The following is a 15,727-nucleotide window of genomic DNA, read 5'->3' as shown; positions in this document are numbered from 1 at the left end:
CCCTATCCTCCGAAGGACGCAACTGGCGCACCAAACTGCGCCGCATCGGGCAGAATGCCAAGGCCCGGCCCTTGCGGCATGGTGATATGCCCACCGTCAACCCGAATGCCATTCTTCGGATCGTAATTTCCGTCGATATAGGGCGCGGCCAGCCAGACACCTTCGAGCAGGCGCGGGTTGACCGTCGCCCCGATATGGGTGCAGGCGGCGGCGATGATATCCCCACCCCAGCTGTCATCGCAGGTATGTGGCAGGCTGCGCGCCTCGCAGATATCGCGGAAGGTGGTCATGGGTTGCAGGCCGCCGATGCGGGTCACTTTCATGCCGAACCCATCGACCAGCCCGGTCCCCGCGGCGGCTATCACGGTGCCCAGATCAACCGAATTTTCATCCATGTAGATCGCGTGATGCACCTGCGAACGGATCTGGCGCAGCTCCTCCACGGTGTTGCAGGGTTGTTCCATGATGAAGGGAATGTCGGGGCATTCGCGGCTGACCCGGAGCGCATCGCGGGTGGTCCAACCCCGGTTGCCATCGACCGCCAGACGCGCCTTGCCGCCAACGGTTTCCCAGACCTTGCGGATGACCGCGATATCGACCTCGACCGGACGGCCACCGACCTTGATTTGCAGGCGGGGATAGCCCTCGGCCACCTTCTCTGCCGCGAGCCTGGCGATTTCATCCGGTTCGCCCACCCCGGTGGCATAGTAGGACGGCACACGCTCGGTCGCGGCCCCGCCCAGAAGGTCAGCGACGCGCAGACCCGTGGCCTTGCCGAGCAGGTCAAAACCCGCGATATCCATCGCCGCCTTGGCGTAACTATGCCCGTTCAAAAGCCCATTCATGGCCCGGTGCAGCGTCAGCGGCGCGACCTCCGCCCCGATCAGCCCCGGCGCCATTTCCATGAGCGCCGCGCGGGCGCCCTTGGCATGAGCCTCGGCATAGGTTGGACCCACCGGGCAGGTCTCGCCCCAGCCTTCCAGCCCGGTGTCCGAGACCACCCGCACCAGTGTCGTGTCCAACGCCCATACCTGCGCATTGGCCATCGTGTAGGGGCCATTCTTGACCGGCAGGTCGTGAGCATAGATATGTATTTTCGCGATGCGCATCAGTGATCCTGGTTCAATGCATCGGCCGCCGGGATTTCCCGTTCGCGCCGCGCGATGTAATCGAGCAGCGCCTCGTTGATCCCGTCGTCCAGCTTGGGTTCTTCGTAGGAGTTGAGCAGATCGCGCGTATAGGCCAGAGCGCGCGCGCCCACCTCGATGCCGCCTTCCGCCTGCCATTGTTCGATCGAGTTGTTGTCGAAGAGCTCGGGCATGAAGAAGGCCCGCTGGAAGTTCTCCAGCGTATGCGGGTGACCCAGGTAATGCCCGCCGGGGCCGATATCACCGACGGCCTTAATCGCCTCGTCAAAGTCATCCCAGCGGATGCCTTCGGCCATGCGGTAAGCCATTGCGCATTGTTCCGCATCGACCACGAATTTTGCCATCGAACAATGCATCCCGGCCTCGTTCCAACCGGCGCTGTGCCACATGTAGTTGGTCCCGGCCATTTGCAGGGCCATCAAGGTCGTTGCACTCTCATAGCCCGCCTGCGCGTCGAAGGTCTTGGCCCCACCAAGCGTGTTCGACGACCGCCAGGGCACGCCATAGAACCGCGCCATCTGGCCGATCATCAGGTTCATCAGGCTGATCTCCGGCGTGCCTGCCATCGGGGCCCCGGACTTCATGCTGACCGTGCTGAGGTAATGCCCATAGATCGCGGGCGCCCCTTTGCGGATCACCTGCGTATAGGCCAGCGCGCTCAGCGCCTCGGCATTCAACTGCGCCACGGTGGGCGCGACGGATGCGGGCGTGTTGGCCCCGCCCAACACAAAGGGCGAGCACAACACCGGTTGATTGCGTTTGCAGAAGGCCCGCATCGCGCCCAGCATGGTTTCGTCCCAGACCAGCGGCGAGTTGCCGTTGCAATTGCCTGTCACGACGGGATGCGTTTCAAGGAACTCTTCGCCGAAAAGGATCGCGCACATCTCCATCACGTCTTCGGCGTTCTTCGGGCTGGTGGTCATGCCCATGAACGTCTTGTCGGAATGCTTCATCGACGAATAAGTGATGCGCAGGTGGCGCTGACTGATCGGGTGATCGTAAGGCTCGACAATATGATGCGCCGAGCTGTGCAGCGCGGGCAGCATATGGCTCAGCTTGTGGAAATTCGCCAAATCCTCCAACGTCGGATTGCGGCGTTGATCGTCGAGATCGCGCAAGTAAGGCGCGCCGGTCATCGGTACGAAAATCGCATGGTCACGGCCAAAAGGCAGGTTATTGGCCGGGTTGCGCGCGTGATAGGTGAAGGTCTCGGGGATGGTGGCGATCAGCTCCCGCACCAGGCCACGATCCAGATAGACATTCTCACCCTCAACCTTGGCCCCGGCCTTGCGCCAATCCTCCAGCGCAATCTCATCGCGGAAATGCACGCCGACATTCTCCAGGATATGCATCGAGGCCGCATCAATCCGTTCGATCTGTTCCTGATCCATCGGCTCGGTCAACGGAATGCCCCGCTTGAGCGCAGGCAACATGGTGAAATCCCGCGCCTGCCGCGCCGACTTGCGCGCGCCACGTCCGCGACGGACGGTTCCCACAGCATCCACAGTCATGTTTCGATCAACCCTCGTTCATAGAGAAAAATGTCCAACAAGAACGGCGCGTTAAAGACGGCCGCTGGCACCACGCGCCAGTTTCCCGCATCGCCCTTTTCTACCGCACCGGCCTTTGCGTAGGTCGCCAGAATCCGGTCGCTTGCCGCGCCCTTGCCCGCCGCAAGCGTGCTGTCGGAGCGCGCCAGAAAGCCGCGCATGTACTGCAGCAGATCCGCCGGGCAATTCTGATGGTGGCTGTCCAGCTTGGAAAAACCACGCGCGAATGCGGCACGGGCCTTTGTGGATCCACCGTCACCATTCATCTGCGCCATGGCCGCGCCAAGAAACAGCATTCCTTCGCTGCTGCCGTATGGCGTGACGGAATGGGCGCTTGCCTTGTCTTTCAACTGTTCGGGGACATGATCGGGCGCTGGTTGTGTATAGCCCAGATGAACCATCCGCGCCCATAGCTCGTCGGTGACCGTGTTTTCGACAGTCAGCAAAGCAGCCGTGTTCCCTTTCCGCATCTGCTCGACCGCCGCGACATAGGTTGAGCGATCTCCCTTGCTGAGGCCATAGACCAGCGCGCTTGTGTCTTCCCACCAGCCTTTCGAATGCGGCGCATCCCTTGTACTGGTGATCCGCATTTCCTGCTGCTCACCGTTCCTCAGCACCTTTCCGGATCCGCCGAACGGCCACTTCATCCCACATTGTCCCCTTCAGAGGGATCACTCAGGTCGATCCAGATGGTTTTGAGTTGGGTGAACTGGTCATGGGCGTGGATCGAGTTGTCGCGCCCGCCAAAACCCGATTGCTTGAACCCACCGAAGGGCGTGGTGATGTCTCCTTCGCCATAGCAGTTGACCGTCACAGTGCCCGCCTTGATTTCACGCGCGGTGCGGATGGCTTGACGTGTATTGGCGGTGAACACGCTCGCTGCCAGGCCATAGGAGGTGTCATTGGCCAGTTGGATCGCCTCTTCGGTGCTGGCCACTTCGATGACGCTGAGGATGGGGCCAAAAATCTCGTCCTGCGCCTTCTTGTCGTTGGGCTTCACCTCGTAAACCGTGGGCGGCACGAAATTGCCCTTGGCTTTGCCGCCCACCACGGCTTTGCCCTTGAGATAGCCACTGACCTTCTTGCAATGATCGGCGTCAATCAGCGCACCAAGATGGTTTGCCGGGTCCAGTGGATCACCGGTTTTCCAATCCCGGATGCGCGCCACGATCCGCACCATCAGCGGCTCCTTGACTGCCTTGTGTACAATGACGCGCGAGGCGGCAGAGCAGTTTTCGCCCATGTTCCAGAACGCGGCGTTGACCACATGTTCCGCCACATGATCGAGGTTCTCGGCATCCGCAAGCACGACACAGGGGTTCTTGCCACCGCATTCCAACGTGACCTCTTTCATGTTGCTGTCGGCCGCATAGCGCAGGAAGCGTTTGCCGGTCTCGGTCGAGCCGGTGAAGCTGACCATATCGACGTCCATATGCAGTCCGAGCGGTTCACCCACCGAAGGGCCATCACCCGGCAGGACCTGCAGCACCCCGCGCGGGACACCGGCCATATGAGCAATTTCGGCCAGCCGGAGCGCGGTGAGCGAGGTCTGCTCAGCCGGTTTCACGATCACCGAATTGCCCGCAGCCAACGCCGGACCGATCTTCCACGCCATCATAAGCATGGGGAAATTCCAGGGCAGCACTACACCAACAACGCCGATGGGTTCGCGCACGATCATCGAAATCGCATCATCGCCGGATGGGCCAGTCTGATCGTAAATCTTGTCGACCAGTTCGGCATGCCATTTGATCGTGTGGATCACCTCGGGGATGTCGATCTCTTCGCAATCCCTGATCGGCTTGCCGCTGTCGAGGCTTTCCATCACCGCCAATTCGTGCCGCCGCCGGGTGATGAGCTTGCACATGCGAATGAGCACATCCTTGCGCTCGGAAGGGTGCAGATGCGACCAATGCCCCTGCTCAAACGCCTCGCGCGCCTTGCCGACGGCGAAATCCACATCCTTGGCGTTGGCGGTACTGATTTTGGCCAGCACGTCGCCGGTCGCCGGGTTGATGGTTTCCATCATCGGGCCCGCGCCCTTCTGGAACCTGCCGTCGATGAACGGGGTCGCGGGCAGGTCGATCTCGGCGGCGATGGCGCCATATTCGTCGCGGGTCAGAAGGTCAGTCATTTGGCCTCTCCTGTGATCTGGGCAACGCGGGTGTTCATCGTGCGGATGACCTCCTCAAGCGCGCGTTTGTCGTCCTTGTTGAGCGGATGCAGCGGTTTGCGCGGGGGGCCTGCCGGGATGCCCCGCATGGTCAACCCATGCTTGATGCACTGGACGAACTTGCCGCCTTGCTCCAGCACCCGCATCAGCGGCAGCATCGCCGACATGATCGCGCGGCCCTTTGTGAAATTGCCCTCGACCACACAGGCCTGATAAAGCGCGATATGCGCCTCGGGTGCGAAATTCGACCCGGCGCAGACCCAGCTCCGCGCGCCCCAGGCAAAGAATTCAAGCGCCTGATCGTCCATCCCGCAACTGAGCGCGATATGCGGATAATCCCGCGCCAGCATGTGCAACCGGTTGATATCGCCCGAGCTTTCCTTGATCGCGCAGAAGTTAGGCGAGCGGCCCAGCCGGTCCAGCGTTTCCTCGTCCATGTTCACGGCCATCCGGCCCGGGTAATTGTAGAGCATCACCGGCATGTTTGCCGCGCGGTCCACGGCGAGGCAATGCAACGCCACCTCGCGGCCGGTCGGGCAGGAATAGGGCGGCGTCGCGATCAGGAGCGCGTCGGCGCCGATCTTCTTAGCGGCCTTGGCATATTCAATGCTGTTCTCGGTCCGGATATCACCGGTGCCTGCGATCATCGGCACGCGGCCCTTGATGAGCTTGTGCACACGCTTCATCATCCACACACGTTCATCGAAACTCTGCGCGTAATATTCGCCGGTCGTGCCCGCGACGATGATGCCATGCACCCCGGCGCCAATCAGCAGCTCGACCGTATCGGCCAGCGCGTCCTCGTTGACGCTGAAATCGTCGTGGTAGGGCGTCACAAGGGGCGTGTAGATGCCTTCAAAGCGCATGTTTTCGGTCCTTCATTGCAATCACATCGAGCGGCAGTGGATCCGGCGACACGAACCGTTCCAGCCGATCGCGCGACAGGTTCCAATGGTCGATGGTCAGATCAAGCGCGATGCTGGGCTCCTGCCGCTCGATGGCGACGATCATCGCGTCGTGCTGCTCAATCGCCTGTGCGACGCGGCTTTCCTCATCCGCCGACGTGGGGCGATAGAATGTCTGGCTGAGCCTTGTGTGGTCGATCAGCATCCGCCCTAGGCTGGCGCGCAGATAGGGGTTATGCGACATCACACCGATCTGCTCATGGAATGCGTGGTTCAGGAGTGCGGCCCCGGCGGTGTCGCCCGACGTGACCGCCGCCCGGAAATCCTCCTGGATCGCCTTGAGCACCGGGATTTCATCGCTGCGCCGGTTCTCTGCGGCCAGGCGGGCGACATTGGCATAGATGAGCGGCGCGGTCTGAAAGAACATCCGCATCACGCCCAGATCCATCGAGGCCACCTTGGCCCCGCGGTTCTGTTCGATCCGCACGTAGCCCTCGCCGCTCAACCGTTGAAATATCTCGCGCATGGGTGTGCGGGAGATGCCGTATTGCGCGCACAGCGATACCTCGTCCAGGTCACTGCCGGGCGCGATCTCCTGCTTCAGAATGCGCATCCGCAGGTCTTCGAGACAGGCGGTTTTCTTGTCTTTGGGCATCGAATCTCCTCACGTGAATACATTTTGTATACATTACGGATACAGAGTCCAGAATTTTCGGATGGACAGCCATGATTTTCCGCCTTGGCGGGCCATGTTGGGCAGTTGGAGAAAATCAGGGTGCAGGGGGCTGCCGAGATCAGGCCTGTCGGTTCTTCCTGATATGCGCGTCAAGCGCCGCCAGCCCTTCATCGAGGCCCGTCCGGCCAAAGCCGAGGCGGAACCGGTCCGTGGGTGTCGGCCCCAGTTCGGAGGAATAGATCGTGCTGGGCAGGAAAAGCACACCCGCCTCTTCGACCAGTGACTTGGCAAAAGCCTCCACCCCGTCCGCGCCTTTGTACCGCGGAAAACCCATGCAGGAGCCATCCGGGCGCGACCAGTCAAACAGGTCTGGGTAGCGTGCAAAGAAGGCATCCCATTTCGGCAGGTTCTCATCCACGATGGCGCAATTCCGCGCCAGGATCGCATCGCGGTGGTTCAGGGCGATCTTGGCCAGCCGCTCACTTGGGCCGGAATTGCAGATCGACAGGTAATGTTTCAGCCGCTCCATCTGCGACAGGACCGCCCTGTCCTGACACGCAATCCAGCCGATGCGCAAACCGGGCAGACCATAGGATTTCGACATCACGCCAAGCGACAAGCCACGTTCATAGACATCCGCAATAAATGGCAGATGATCGGTAAAGGACGGCCCCAGCCCGTTGAAAATCTCGTCATGCAGGATGTAGATGCCATGTTTGCGGCAAAGCTCAATCAGCGCCGTGTAGCGGTCGAGCGGCAGGATCGCCCCGGTCGGGTTATGCGGGAAATTGATCGTGACCAGCTTCGTATTGGGCCGGATGGCATCGGCGATCCGGTCGATATCGAGCGACCAGTCGTCGTCGGGGTCAAGCGGCACCCCTGTCGCCTCGCAGATCGCAATCGGCAGGGTCTCGTGCGACTGGTAGTTCGGCGTCACCACAATGGCATGGCTGTCACGATCCAGGAGCACATTGTTGGCGGCAAAAATCCCCTCGCTTGCGCCGGCAAAACAAAGGATCGTCTCTGCCGACTGCGCCGCGTAGGTGTCGGCAATCACCTGCCGCAAGTCGGGCGCACCGAAGGTTTCGGTATAGCCCAGCCACATCTCCTCAAATTCGGCCCGCTCTTCCGGCGTGGCCATCGCCAGTAGGTCCCGCAACGACATGCTCTCGGCATCCGACGCTGTCAGGTGATAGCGCGCCTTGAACTCCCATTTGGCGAAATGCGTTTCCAGTCGGAAATCGGGAAGCATGGACATGGTGGATACCTTCGGTGCAGGAGCAGGGACGGTCCGAATACCGCATCACTGCTCGGATGCGAAGCCCCCCGTGCGCGACTTCAGGGTTTCAAAACGACGCGCTTTTTCTCCCCGGCCCAGCCGTCGACATTACACCGCGCCCGGATAAAGACCTCGCGCGTGCCATCGGGAAAGACGACGCCACTCTGGGACCGGGTGAAGGGCTGCTCGTTGACATGTGGGTGCAGCAATTCGCGATAGGCCAAGCGGTTGCCCTCGGCGTCCAGCACTTCCCACCCGTCGGCATAGTGGTCCCATCCGGTATCGGGATGTTCGAGCGTCACATCGACCCGCCAGACCATGCCGGTCTTCTTGATCTTGACATCGATGATCTCTGGACCGTCGGCCAGAACGGGTGCGGCGGCCAGGCAGGCGATGAGCAGTAGGGAAAGTTTCTTCATGACCCCCACCTTACCTGGAAGCGTGCGAAATTCGAGTCACGACTGTGTGTCAGCGGGGTTATTTTCCGGGAGCAGGAGGATCTCCTTGGAGCGCGACGCGAATTCACGACGGAAGAGGACAAGGCAGGTCATCACCGTCGCCACGATCAACGCCCCCGCCCCCAGAAGCCAGGCGCAGGCCGCCAGCCCGAAGTAAACCGAACGCAGGCCCCGGTTGAAGCTCCGCGCACCGGTGATGTTGATTTCGGCGGCCTTTGTCGCGCGCACGTCGGTCAACGGATCGTTGTGATCATTCGGCACCGACCCCATCAGCACGGCGCAATACCCAAAGAGGCGGTTTGCCCAGACGAATTTGAAGAACGCATTGGCAAGGAAACCGAGGATCACCAGCACCTTCAATTCCCAGACAATGCTCGGCCCGCCCTCAAGCGTCAGGTCCTCCGCAATGCCCATCAACCGGTCGGTATTGCCCAGAAGGGCGAGGCATCCGCCGATGGCAATCATGGTCGCAGAGGCAAAAAACGATGTCCCCTGCCGGATCATGGCGAGGATCTGCGCGTCAAAAACGCGCGGCTCGCGGGTTACCATGTGCCGCATCCATTCACGCCGGTAATCGGCCATCAGGGTGGTCACCGATTTCATGTTTTTGAAATCGTTTTCAATGAGATAACCGATCACGCACCACCCGAGAACAAGCAGGCAGAGCGCCGCCAGGTCCAATGTGGTAAAGTGTGAAAGCCGCTCAAACAGGTCCATGTGACACGCATAGCCTGTCGTGGTTTGACTTGCCAGACGGATAAATTGGTTATAAAAAATTACCAATTGGAGGATTTCGCATGGAAATGCCGCTGCCAGACCCGGAAATCATTGCCCGCAAGGCGGAGTTGATCGACCGCCTCAGGGCCGTTTTGCCCGATGATGCCATCATCTCGGACGCAAATGAGACGCGCGTTTACGAATGCGATGCACTCACGGCGTATAAATGCCCGCCCCTGCTGGCGGTCTTGCCCGCCTCGACGCAGGAAGTGTCCGATACCCTGCGCATCTGCCACGAGATGGATGTGCCGGTCGTCCCGCGCGGTTCGGGCACGTCGCTGGCCGGGGGGGCGTTGCCGACCGCGGATAGCGTGATCCTCGGGGTGGCGCGGCTAAACGAGGTGTTGGAGACCGATTACGACAACCGGTTCATCCGGGTGCAATCGGGGCGCACCAACCTGAGCGTGACCGGCGCGGTCGAGGCCGATGGTTTTTTCTATGCCCCTGATCCATCCAGTCAGCTTGCCTGCGCCATTGCGGGCAACATCGCGATGAATTCCGGCGGCGCGCATTGCCTGAAATACGGGGTGACCACCAACAACCTGATGGGCGTGACCATGGTGCTGATGGATGGGCAGGTGGTTGAACTCGGTGGCGCGTATCTGGATGCCGAGGGCTATGACCTTCTGGGGCTCATCTGCGGCTCCGAGGGGCAGTTGGGCGTGGTGACCGAGGCGACGCTCAGGATTCTGCGCAAACCCGAAGGCGCGCGGCCTGTCCTTATTGGATTTGACGACATCGTCGTGGCCGGAGCCTGCGTCAGCGACATCATCAAGGCGGGTGTACTGCCCGTGGCGATCGAGTTCATGGACCGCCCCTGCATCCGCGCAACCGAGGCCTTTGCGGGCGCAGGATACCCGGATTGCGAGGCGCTTTTGATCGTCGAGGTCGAAGGCAGCGATGCGGAGATCGACGAGCAGTTGGAAACCATCGTCAGGATCGCCCAAAGCCACAACCCCGTCGAGCTGCGCGAAAGCAAATCGGCGGACGAAAGCGCCAAGATCTGGCTCGGCCGCAAATCCGCCTTTGGCGCGATGGGACAGATCAATGATTACATGTGCCTCGATGGCACGATCCCGGTCAGCCAACTGCCTTACGTCCTCAAACGCATCGGCGAGATGAGCCGCGAATATGGCCTGGATGTGGGCAATGTTTTCCACGCGGGCGATGGCAATATGCACCCCTTGATCCTTTTTGATGCCAACAAGCCCGGTGACCTGGAGCTTTGTGAGGCGTTTGGCGCGGATATCCTCCGGCTTTGTGTGGAGGTCGGCGGCTGCCTCACCGGCGAGCATGGCGTGGGGATCGAAAAGCGCGACCTCATGACGGATCAATACGCGCCGGATGACCTGGATATCCAGATGGCGGTGAAGGACGTGTTCGACCCGAAATGGCTGCTCAATCCGGCCAAGGTCTTCCCGTTGGACGCCTCGGATGACCGCCGGATTGCAGCAGAATAAGCGGTCCTTCACCGCATCAGGACTTTTGACAAGATGACAGCATTCACCCCAAAGACCGAGGCCGAACTGGCCCAGATCGTTACCGAGGCCGAGGCGCCCTTCCGGGTGCAGGGCGGCGGCACGCGCCCCATTGGCGGGCCGACGAATGGCGCGATTTTATCCACCAGCGGGCTGAGCGGCATCGAACTTTATGAACCCGGTGCGCTGACGCTGGTCGTGCGCGCGGGGACACCCGTGGCCGAGGTCGAAAAGGTGCTCGACGCCGAGGGGCAGCGCCTTGCGTTCGAGCCGATGGACCATCGCGGCCTTTTGGGGACCGAGGGGGAGCCGACCATCGGCGGTGTCGTGGCCGCCAACATCTCCGGCCCCCGCCGCATTCAAGTGGGCGCCTGCCGCGATCACCTGCTGGGCGTGCGCTTCGTCGATGGGCAGGGCCGGATCATCAAGAACGGCGGCCGGGTGATGAAGAACGTGACCGGCTATGACCTCGTGAAACTGATGGCGGGCAGCTACGGCACCCTTGGCGTGTTGACGGAACTGTCACTCAAGGTTTTGCCGACCTCCCATGCCACCGGCACCCTGCTTTTCGAAGGGTTGAGCGACGAGGACGCTGTAAAGGCACTGAGCATGGCACTTGGCTCGCCCTATGAGGTAACCGGGGCCGCGCATCTGCAGCGGGGTGTGGACGGCGCGCCGGTGACGATGATCCGCCTGGAGGGCTTTGAGAACTCCGTCGCCTACCGCGCCGAGGCACTGCAAAAGCAGTTGGCAGAATTCGGGTCGGCCACACTGGAAACGGACCCCGCCCGCACCAAGGCGGGGTGGGAATATGTCCGCGACGTGGTGCCTTTCCAGACGGCGCAAGGCGATGTCTGGCGGCTCTCGGTCAAGCCCGGCGATGCGCCGGGGATCGTTGCCGCCCTGCCCGGTGTTCAGGCGCTTTATGATTGGGGCGGCGGTCTGATCTGGCTGCTGGTTCCCGAAGAAACCGGCATCACCGGGACGCAGATTCGCGCGGCCCTTGCGGCCAAAGGTGGGCATGCGACGCTGGTGCGTGGCCAGTCACGCGAGGTTTTCCAACCGCTCAATTCTGCGGTGGCAGCCCTGTCCGCCGGACTTCGACAGAAGTTCGACCCCAAGGGCATCTTCAACCCCGGCCTCATGGGGCAGGCCGCATGAAACTTGCGCTGACCTTCTTTGCGGTTTTCGTGGTCGGGCCGATCCTTTTCTGGCGTCTCGCCCGGCCCGCGCCCAGCCGTCACCGGATTGCGGCGCTGATGGCCTGCGCGATCCTGCTGATGGTCGCGGCCTTTGCCATCGGTCATTGGCTTGTGCCGATGCTCTTGCCCAGCCCCTATCCCGGCCTCGCGGTGATCGTGGCAAGCTGGCTCTCGTGGATCGTCGTGTTGGCCTATTGCGCGCTGGCGCTGCAATACCGATTGAAATCCCATACCGCGCGCAAGACCATCTTTGCCCTGGGGGCGATGGCGACCACCCTGCCCTGGTTCGGGCTTTACGCCGCACAGATCATGGACCCCGAATGAAAACCGAGTTTACCCCCGATCAGTTGCAGGACCCCGGTCTTGCCCGCTCGAACGAGATCCTGCGCGCCTGCGTGCATTGCGGCTTCTGCACGGCCACCTGCCCGACCTACCAGGTCCTGGGCGATGAGCTCGACAGCCCCCGGGGACGCATCTACCTCATCAAGGAGATGCTCGAGACCGGGCGCAAACCGGATGCGAAAACCGTCAAGCATATCGACCGCTGCCTGTCCTGCCTGGCCTGCATGACGACCTGCCCGTCGGGCGTACATTACATGCACCTTGTCGATCACGCGCGCGAATATATCGAGCAGAATTACACCCGCCGTTGGGATGATCGCGCCCTGCGCTGGATCCTGTCCAAAATCCTGCCCTACCCCACGCGGTTCCGGCTGGCGCTCCTCGGGGCCAAGATCGGGCGGCCCTTTGCGCGGCTGATGCCCGATGCACGGCTGCGCGCGATGCTGGAGATGGCGCCGAAACACATCCCCCCGGTCAGCCGCAATGACGACCCGCAGGCCTTTCCCGCCAAGGGCGCGCCGATCAAGCGCGTGGCGCTGATGACCGGATGTGCGCAAAAGGCGCTCAACACCGACATCAACGACGCCACAATCCGCCTGCTCACGCGCCTGGGGTGCGAGGTTGTCGTGGCCAAGGGCGCGGGCTGCTGCGGGGCGCTCACGCATCACATGGGCAAGACATCTGAGAGCCACGCGACCGCCGCCAGGAACATCCGCGCCTGGGCCGCCGAGATGGACGGCAAAGGGCTCGATGCGATCGTGATCAACACCTCCGGCTGCGGCACGACGGTCAAGGATTACGGCCACATGTTCCGCAACGAGGCGCTGGCCGCGGACGCCGCGCGCGTTTCGGGGATTGCGATGGATGTCTCGGAACTCCTGATGCAGCTTGACCTGCCCGAAAGCGATGACAGAGAGATGGTCGTGGCCTATCACGCGGCCTGTTCCTTGCAGCACGGTCAGCAGATCAAGACCTACCCTAAAGACCTGCTCAAACGCGCCGGGTTTACCATTGTTGAGCCTGCCGACAGCCACCTCTGCTGCGGGTCGGCGGGGACCTATAACCTGATGCAGCCAGAGATTTCGCAGAAGCTCAAGGCGCGCAAGGTCCGGACGCTTGAAGCGAAATCGCCGGACGTGATTGCGGCGGGCAATATCGGCTGCATGATGCAGATCGGGTCGGGCACCGATGTCCCGATCCTGCACACGGTGGAACTTCTGGACTGGGCCACGGGCGGGCCGGAACCGCGCGCCCTCTCGGATGCCCCTGCACCGAAACCGGCGGTGCCGATCCTGCGCTGAGGTCACGCGACCGGGACGCGGTTCGACCGCTGACCACCCCGCCCGGCGGCCAGCCACGTGATAACAAAATTACCCAAACGACAAGTTTACCTTACTTGATCTTACGTCAACTTAAAAGTGACGTAGCGTACCTATTACGTCAACACATCTTCCTGTTGTATTGAATCGCTCAAGCGCACAGATCGACCTCATCCTGTGTGACCAGATAGGCAATGCGATGACCGACGATACGATGACAATCCGCGCAATGTGCGACAAGTTCGAGGTGACGCCCCGCACGCTGCGATTCTACGAAGCCAAGGAACTGCTGTTTCCGATCCGCGAGGGTCAGAAGCGCCTCTTTACCCGTCGCGACCGCGCGCGGCTCAAGCTGATCCTGCGCGGCAAGCGTTTCGGGTTCAGCCTCGAAGAAATCCGCCAGCTTCTCGATCTCTACGACCGTGGCGATCAGCAATTCACACAATTGTCGCGCGCCTATGAGATCGCCAAGGAACGCCTTGCCGACATGGAGCGGCAGCGTGACGAACTGACCGTCGCCATTGAGGATCTGCGCGACCAGATGAAATGGGGCGATCAGATGCTCGCCTCGCTCCGCCATTCGAAAAAAGCCGCGGAATAAGCCCCGCGCGAACCACGACCCCAGGGAGAGACCAAGATGCCCAGCTACACCGCCCCGATCAAAGATCTGCAATTCGTTCTGCATGACATGCTGAAAGTGTCCGAGGACAGCACCCCCGGCTATGCCGAGCTGGATGCCGAGTTCACCGGCGCGGTCCTGGAAGAGGCGGGCAAAGTGGCCTCCGAGGTTCTCGCGCCGCTGAACGTGGTGGGCGATACCGAAGGCTGCGTTCTGGAGAACGGCGTGGTGCGGACACCGACCGGTTTCAAGGACGCCTTCGAGCAGATCAAGGAAGGCGGCTGGCCCGGGATCGACCTGCCCGAGGAATTCGGCGGTCAGAACATGCCGTACATCATGTACACCGCCGTGGGCGAAACCTCCTCGGCGGCGAACCAGGCGTTTACGATGTATCAGGGCCTGACCCACGGCGCGGCCTCGGCCATCTTGGCGCATGGTTCGGAGGAGCAGAAAGCCACCTACCTGCCCAAGATGACGTCCTGCGAATGGACCGGGACGATGAACCTGACCGAGCCGCATTGCGGCACCGATCTGGGCCTCATGCGCACCAAGGCCGAACCTCAGGGCGACGGCAGCTACAAGGTGACGGGCCAGAAGATCTTCATCTCGGCCGGCGAGCATGACATGGCCGACAACATCATCCACTTGGTCCTGGCCAAGATCCCCGGCGGCCCCGAAGGCATCAAGGGTGTCAGCCTCTTCATCGTGCCCAAGTTCATGGTCAACGAAGACGGCAGCCTGGGCGCACGCAACGGCGTGGCCTGCGGCAATATCGAAGAAAAGATGGGCATTCACGGCAACTCGACCTGCGTGATGAACTATGACGAGGCGACCGGTTATTTGCTGGGCGAAGAGCACAAAGGCATGCGCGCCATGTTCACCATGATGAACGAAGCCCGCATCGGCGTGGGCATGCAGGGCCTGGCCCAGGCCGAGGTCGCCTACCAGAACGCACTTGAATATGCCAAGGACCGCCTGCAAGGCCGTGATGTCACCGGCGCGAAGAACCCCGAAGGCCCCGCCGATCCGCTGATCGTGCACCCGGATATCCGCCGGTCGCTGATGGACCAGAAGAGCTTTGTCGAAGCGGGTCGCGCCTTCCTGCTCTGGGGCTCCAAGATGATCGACCAGTCGCATCGCGCGGACGATGAAGCGGCCGAAGGTCTGGTCTCGCTTCTGACGCCGGTCATCAAGGGTTTCCTGACCGATGAAGGGTATGACATGACCGTGCAGGCGCAGCAGATCTACGGCGGCCACGGCTATATCGAGGAATGGGGCATGTCGCAGTTCACCCGCGACGCCCGGATCGCGATGATCTACGAGGGTGCCAACGGCGTGCAGGCGCTTGACCTCGTGGGCCGCAAACTGGCCGCGGATGGTGGCAAGCCGATCATGGCCTTCTTTGACCTGGTCAAGACCTTCATCAAGGACAATGAGGGCAACGAGGCGCTCAAGGCCGATTTCCTCGACCCGCTCAAGGAAGCGTCGAAACATCTGCAAGCATCGGGCATGTATTTCATGCAGAACGGCATGAAAAACCCGAATGCCGCCCTGTCCGGATCGTATGATTTCATGCACCTTTTCGGTCATGTCTGCCTCGGTCTGATGTGGGCGCAGATGGCCAAGGCCGCGCATGAGGCCCTCGAAGCCGGCGCATCGGACAAGGCGTTCTACGAGACCAAACTGGCAACCGGCCGCTACTACATGGCGCGCCGCCTGCCCGCCACCGCGATGCACCTCAAGCGCATCGAATCCGGTGCCGATCCGGTGATGGCATTGGAGGCAGACCAGTTTTAAGCAA

The 15,727-nt window shown here is 61.6% G+C and carries 15 protein-coding genes; 6 read left to right on the top strand and 9 right to left on the bottom strand.

Annotation, left to right across the window (positions count from 1 at the left end; translation table 11 throughout):
• Nucleotides 1-2 precede the first annotated feature (2 nt).
• The 9 genes from RBB29_RS02500 to RBB29_RS02460 form a co-directional block, all read right to left on the bottom strand.
• A complete protein-coding gene (locus RBB29_RS02500) occupies nt 3-1,109 on the bottom strand; it encodes a mandelate racemase/muconate lactonizing enzyme family protein (RefSeq protein WP_306116161.1) in 1,107 nt (368 codons plus the stop codon).
• Nucleotides 1,109-2,659 (bottom strand): trimethylamine methyltransferase family protein, encoded by a 1,551-nt coding sequence (locus RBB29_RS02495; RefSeq protein ID WP_306116160.1) that lies wholly within the window; start codon nt 2,657-2,659, stop codon nt 1,109-1,111. Before RBB29_RS02495 ends, RBB29_RS02500 begins: the two co-directional genes overlap by 1 nt.
• Nucleotides 2,656-3,345 carry a hypothetical protein gene (locus tag RBB29_RS02490; protein WP_306116159.1) on the bottom strand — a complete coding sequence of 230 codons (690 nt, stop codon included), beginning with the start codon at nt 3,343-3,345 and terminating at the stop codon, nt 2,656-2,658. The genes RBB29_RS02495 and RBB29_RS02490 overlap by 4 nt, the downstream gene beginning before the upstream one ends.
• Nucleotides 3,342-4,832, bottom strand: coding sequence for an aldehyde dehydrogenase (locus RBB29_RS02485; protein ID WP_306116158.1), 1,491 nt, complete (start codon nt 4,830-4,832; stop codon nt 3,342-3,344). Before RBB29_RS02485 ends, RBB29_RS02490 begins: the two co-directional genes overlap by 4 nt.
• A complete protein-coding gene (locus tag RBB29_RS02480; protein WP_306116157.1) occupies nt 4,829-5,737 on the bottom strand; it encodes a dihydrodipicolinate synthase family protein in 909 nt (302 codons plus the stop codon). The genes RBB29_RS02485 and RBB29_RS02480 overlap by 4 nt, the downstream gene beginning before the upstream one ends.
• Nucleotides 5,727-6,431 carry a GntR family transcriptional regulator gene (locus tag RBB29_RS02475; protein ID WP_306116156.1) on the bottom strand — a complete coding sequence of 235 codons (705 nt, stop codon included), beginning with the start codon at nt 6,429-6,431 and terminating at the stop codon, nt 5,727-5,729. The genes RBB29_RS02480 and RBB29_RS02475 overlap by 11 nt, the downstream gene beginning before the upstream one ends.
• Before the next feature lie 139 nt (nt 6,432-6,570).
• A complete protein-coding gene (locus RBB29_RS02470) occupies nt 6,571-7,710 on the bottom strand; it encodes a pyridoxal phosphate-dependent aminotransferase (protein WP_306116155.1) in 1,140 nt (379 codons plus the stop codon).
• Nucleotides 7,711-7,790: 80 nt separating this feature from the next.
• Nucleotides 7,791-8,150, bottom strand: a complete 360-nt coding sequence (locus RBB29_RS02465; RefSeq protein WP_306116154.1) for a hypothetical protein — start codon at nt 8,148-8,150, stop codon at nt 7,791-7,793.
• A gap of 36 nt (nt 8,151-8,186) precedes the next feature.
• Entirely contained in the window at nt 8,187-8,906 is a 720-nt protein-coding gene (locus RBB29_RS02460; RefSeq protein ID WP_306116153.1) for a DUF599 domain-containing protein, read from the bottom strand.
• Between the two features lie 80 nt (nt 8,907-8,986).
• Between RBB29_RS02460 and RBB29_RS02455 the strand changes: the two genes are divergently transcribed.
• From RBB29_RS02455 to RBB29_RS02430, 6 genes are all read left to right on the top strand, one after another.
• A complete protein-coding gene (locus RBB29_RS02455; RefSeq protein WP_306116152.1) occupies nt 8,987-10,426 on the top strand; it encodes an FAD-linked oxidase C-terminal domain-containing protein in 1,440 nt (479 codons plus the stop codon).
• Between the two features lie 33 nt (nt 10,427-10,459).
• On the top strand, nt 10,460-11,605 hold the full coding sequence (glcE, locus tag RBB29_RS02450; protein WP_306116151.1) for a glycolate oxidase subunit GlcE: 1,146 nt from the start codon (nt 10,460-10,462) through the stop codon (nt 11,603-11,605).
• On the top strand, nt 11,602-11,970 hold the full coding sequence (locus tag RBB29_RS02445) for a hypothetical protein (protein WP_306116150.1): 369 nt from the start codon (nt 11,602-11,604) through the stop codon (nt 11,968-11,970). Before glcE ends, RBB29_RS02445 begins: the two co-directional genes overlap by 4 nt.
• Complete coding sequence (gene glcF / locus RBB29_RS02440; protein WP_306116149.1) at nt 11,967-13,289, top strand: glycolate oxidase subunit GlcF; 1,323 nt, start codon at nt 11,967-11,969, stop codon at nt 13,287-13,289. Before RBB29_RS02445 ends, glcF begins: the two co-directional genes overlap by 4 nt.
• A gap of 217 nt (nt 13,290-13,506) precedes the next feature.
• Nucleotides 13,507-13,908, top strand: coding sequence for a MerR family DNA-binding transcriptional regulator (locus RBB29_RS02435; protein ID WP_306116148.1), 402 nt, complete (start codon nt 13,507-13,509; stop codon nt 13,906-13,908).
• A gap of 36 nt (nt 13,909-13,944) precedes the next feature.
• The gene (locus tag RBB29_RS02430; RefSeq protein WP_306116147.1) at nt 13,945-15,723 is read left to right on the top strand and encodes an acyl-CoA dehydrogenase C-terminal domain-containing protein; all 1,779 of its coding nucleotides are present in this window, start codon (nt 13,945-13,947) and stop codon (nt 15,721-15,723) included.
• Nucleotides 15,724-15,727 lie beyond the last annotated feature (4 nt).

It is taken from the genome of Roseovarius sp. MMSF_3359 (genome assembly GCF_030733385.1).
In the GTDB taxonomy this organism is placed as follows: domain Bacteria; phylum Pseudomonadota; class Alphaproteobacteria; order Rhodobacterales; family Rhodobacteraceae; genus Roseovarius.
The sequence above is the reverse complement of the archived record's forward strand: the minus strand, read 5'-3'. Positions and strand labels throughout refer to the sequence as shown.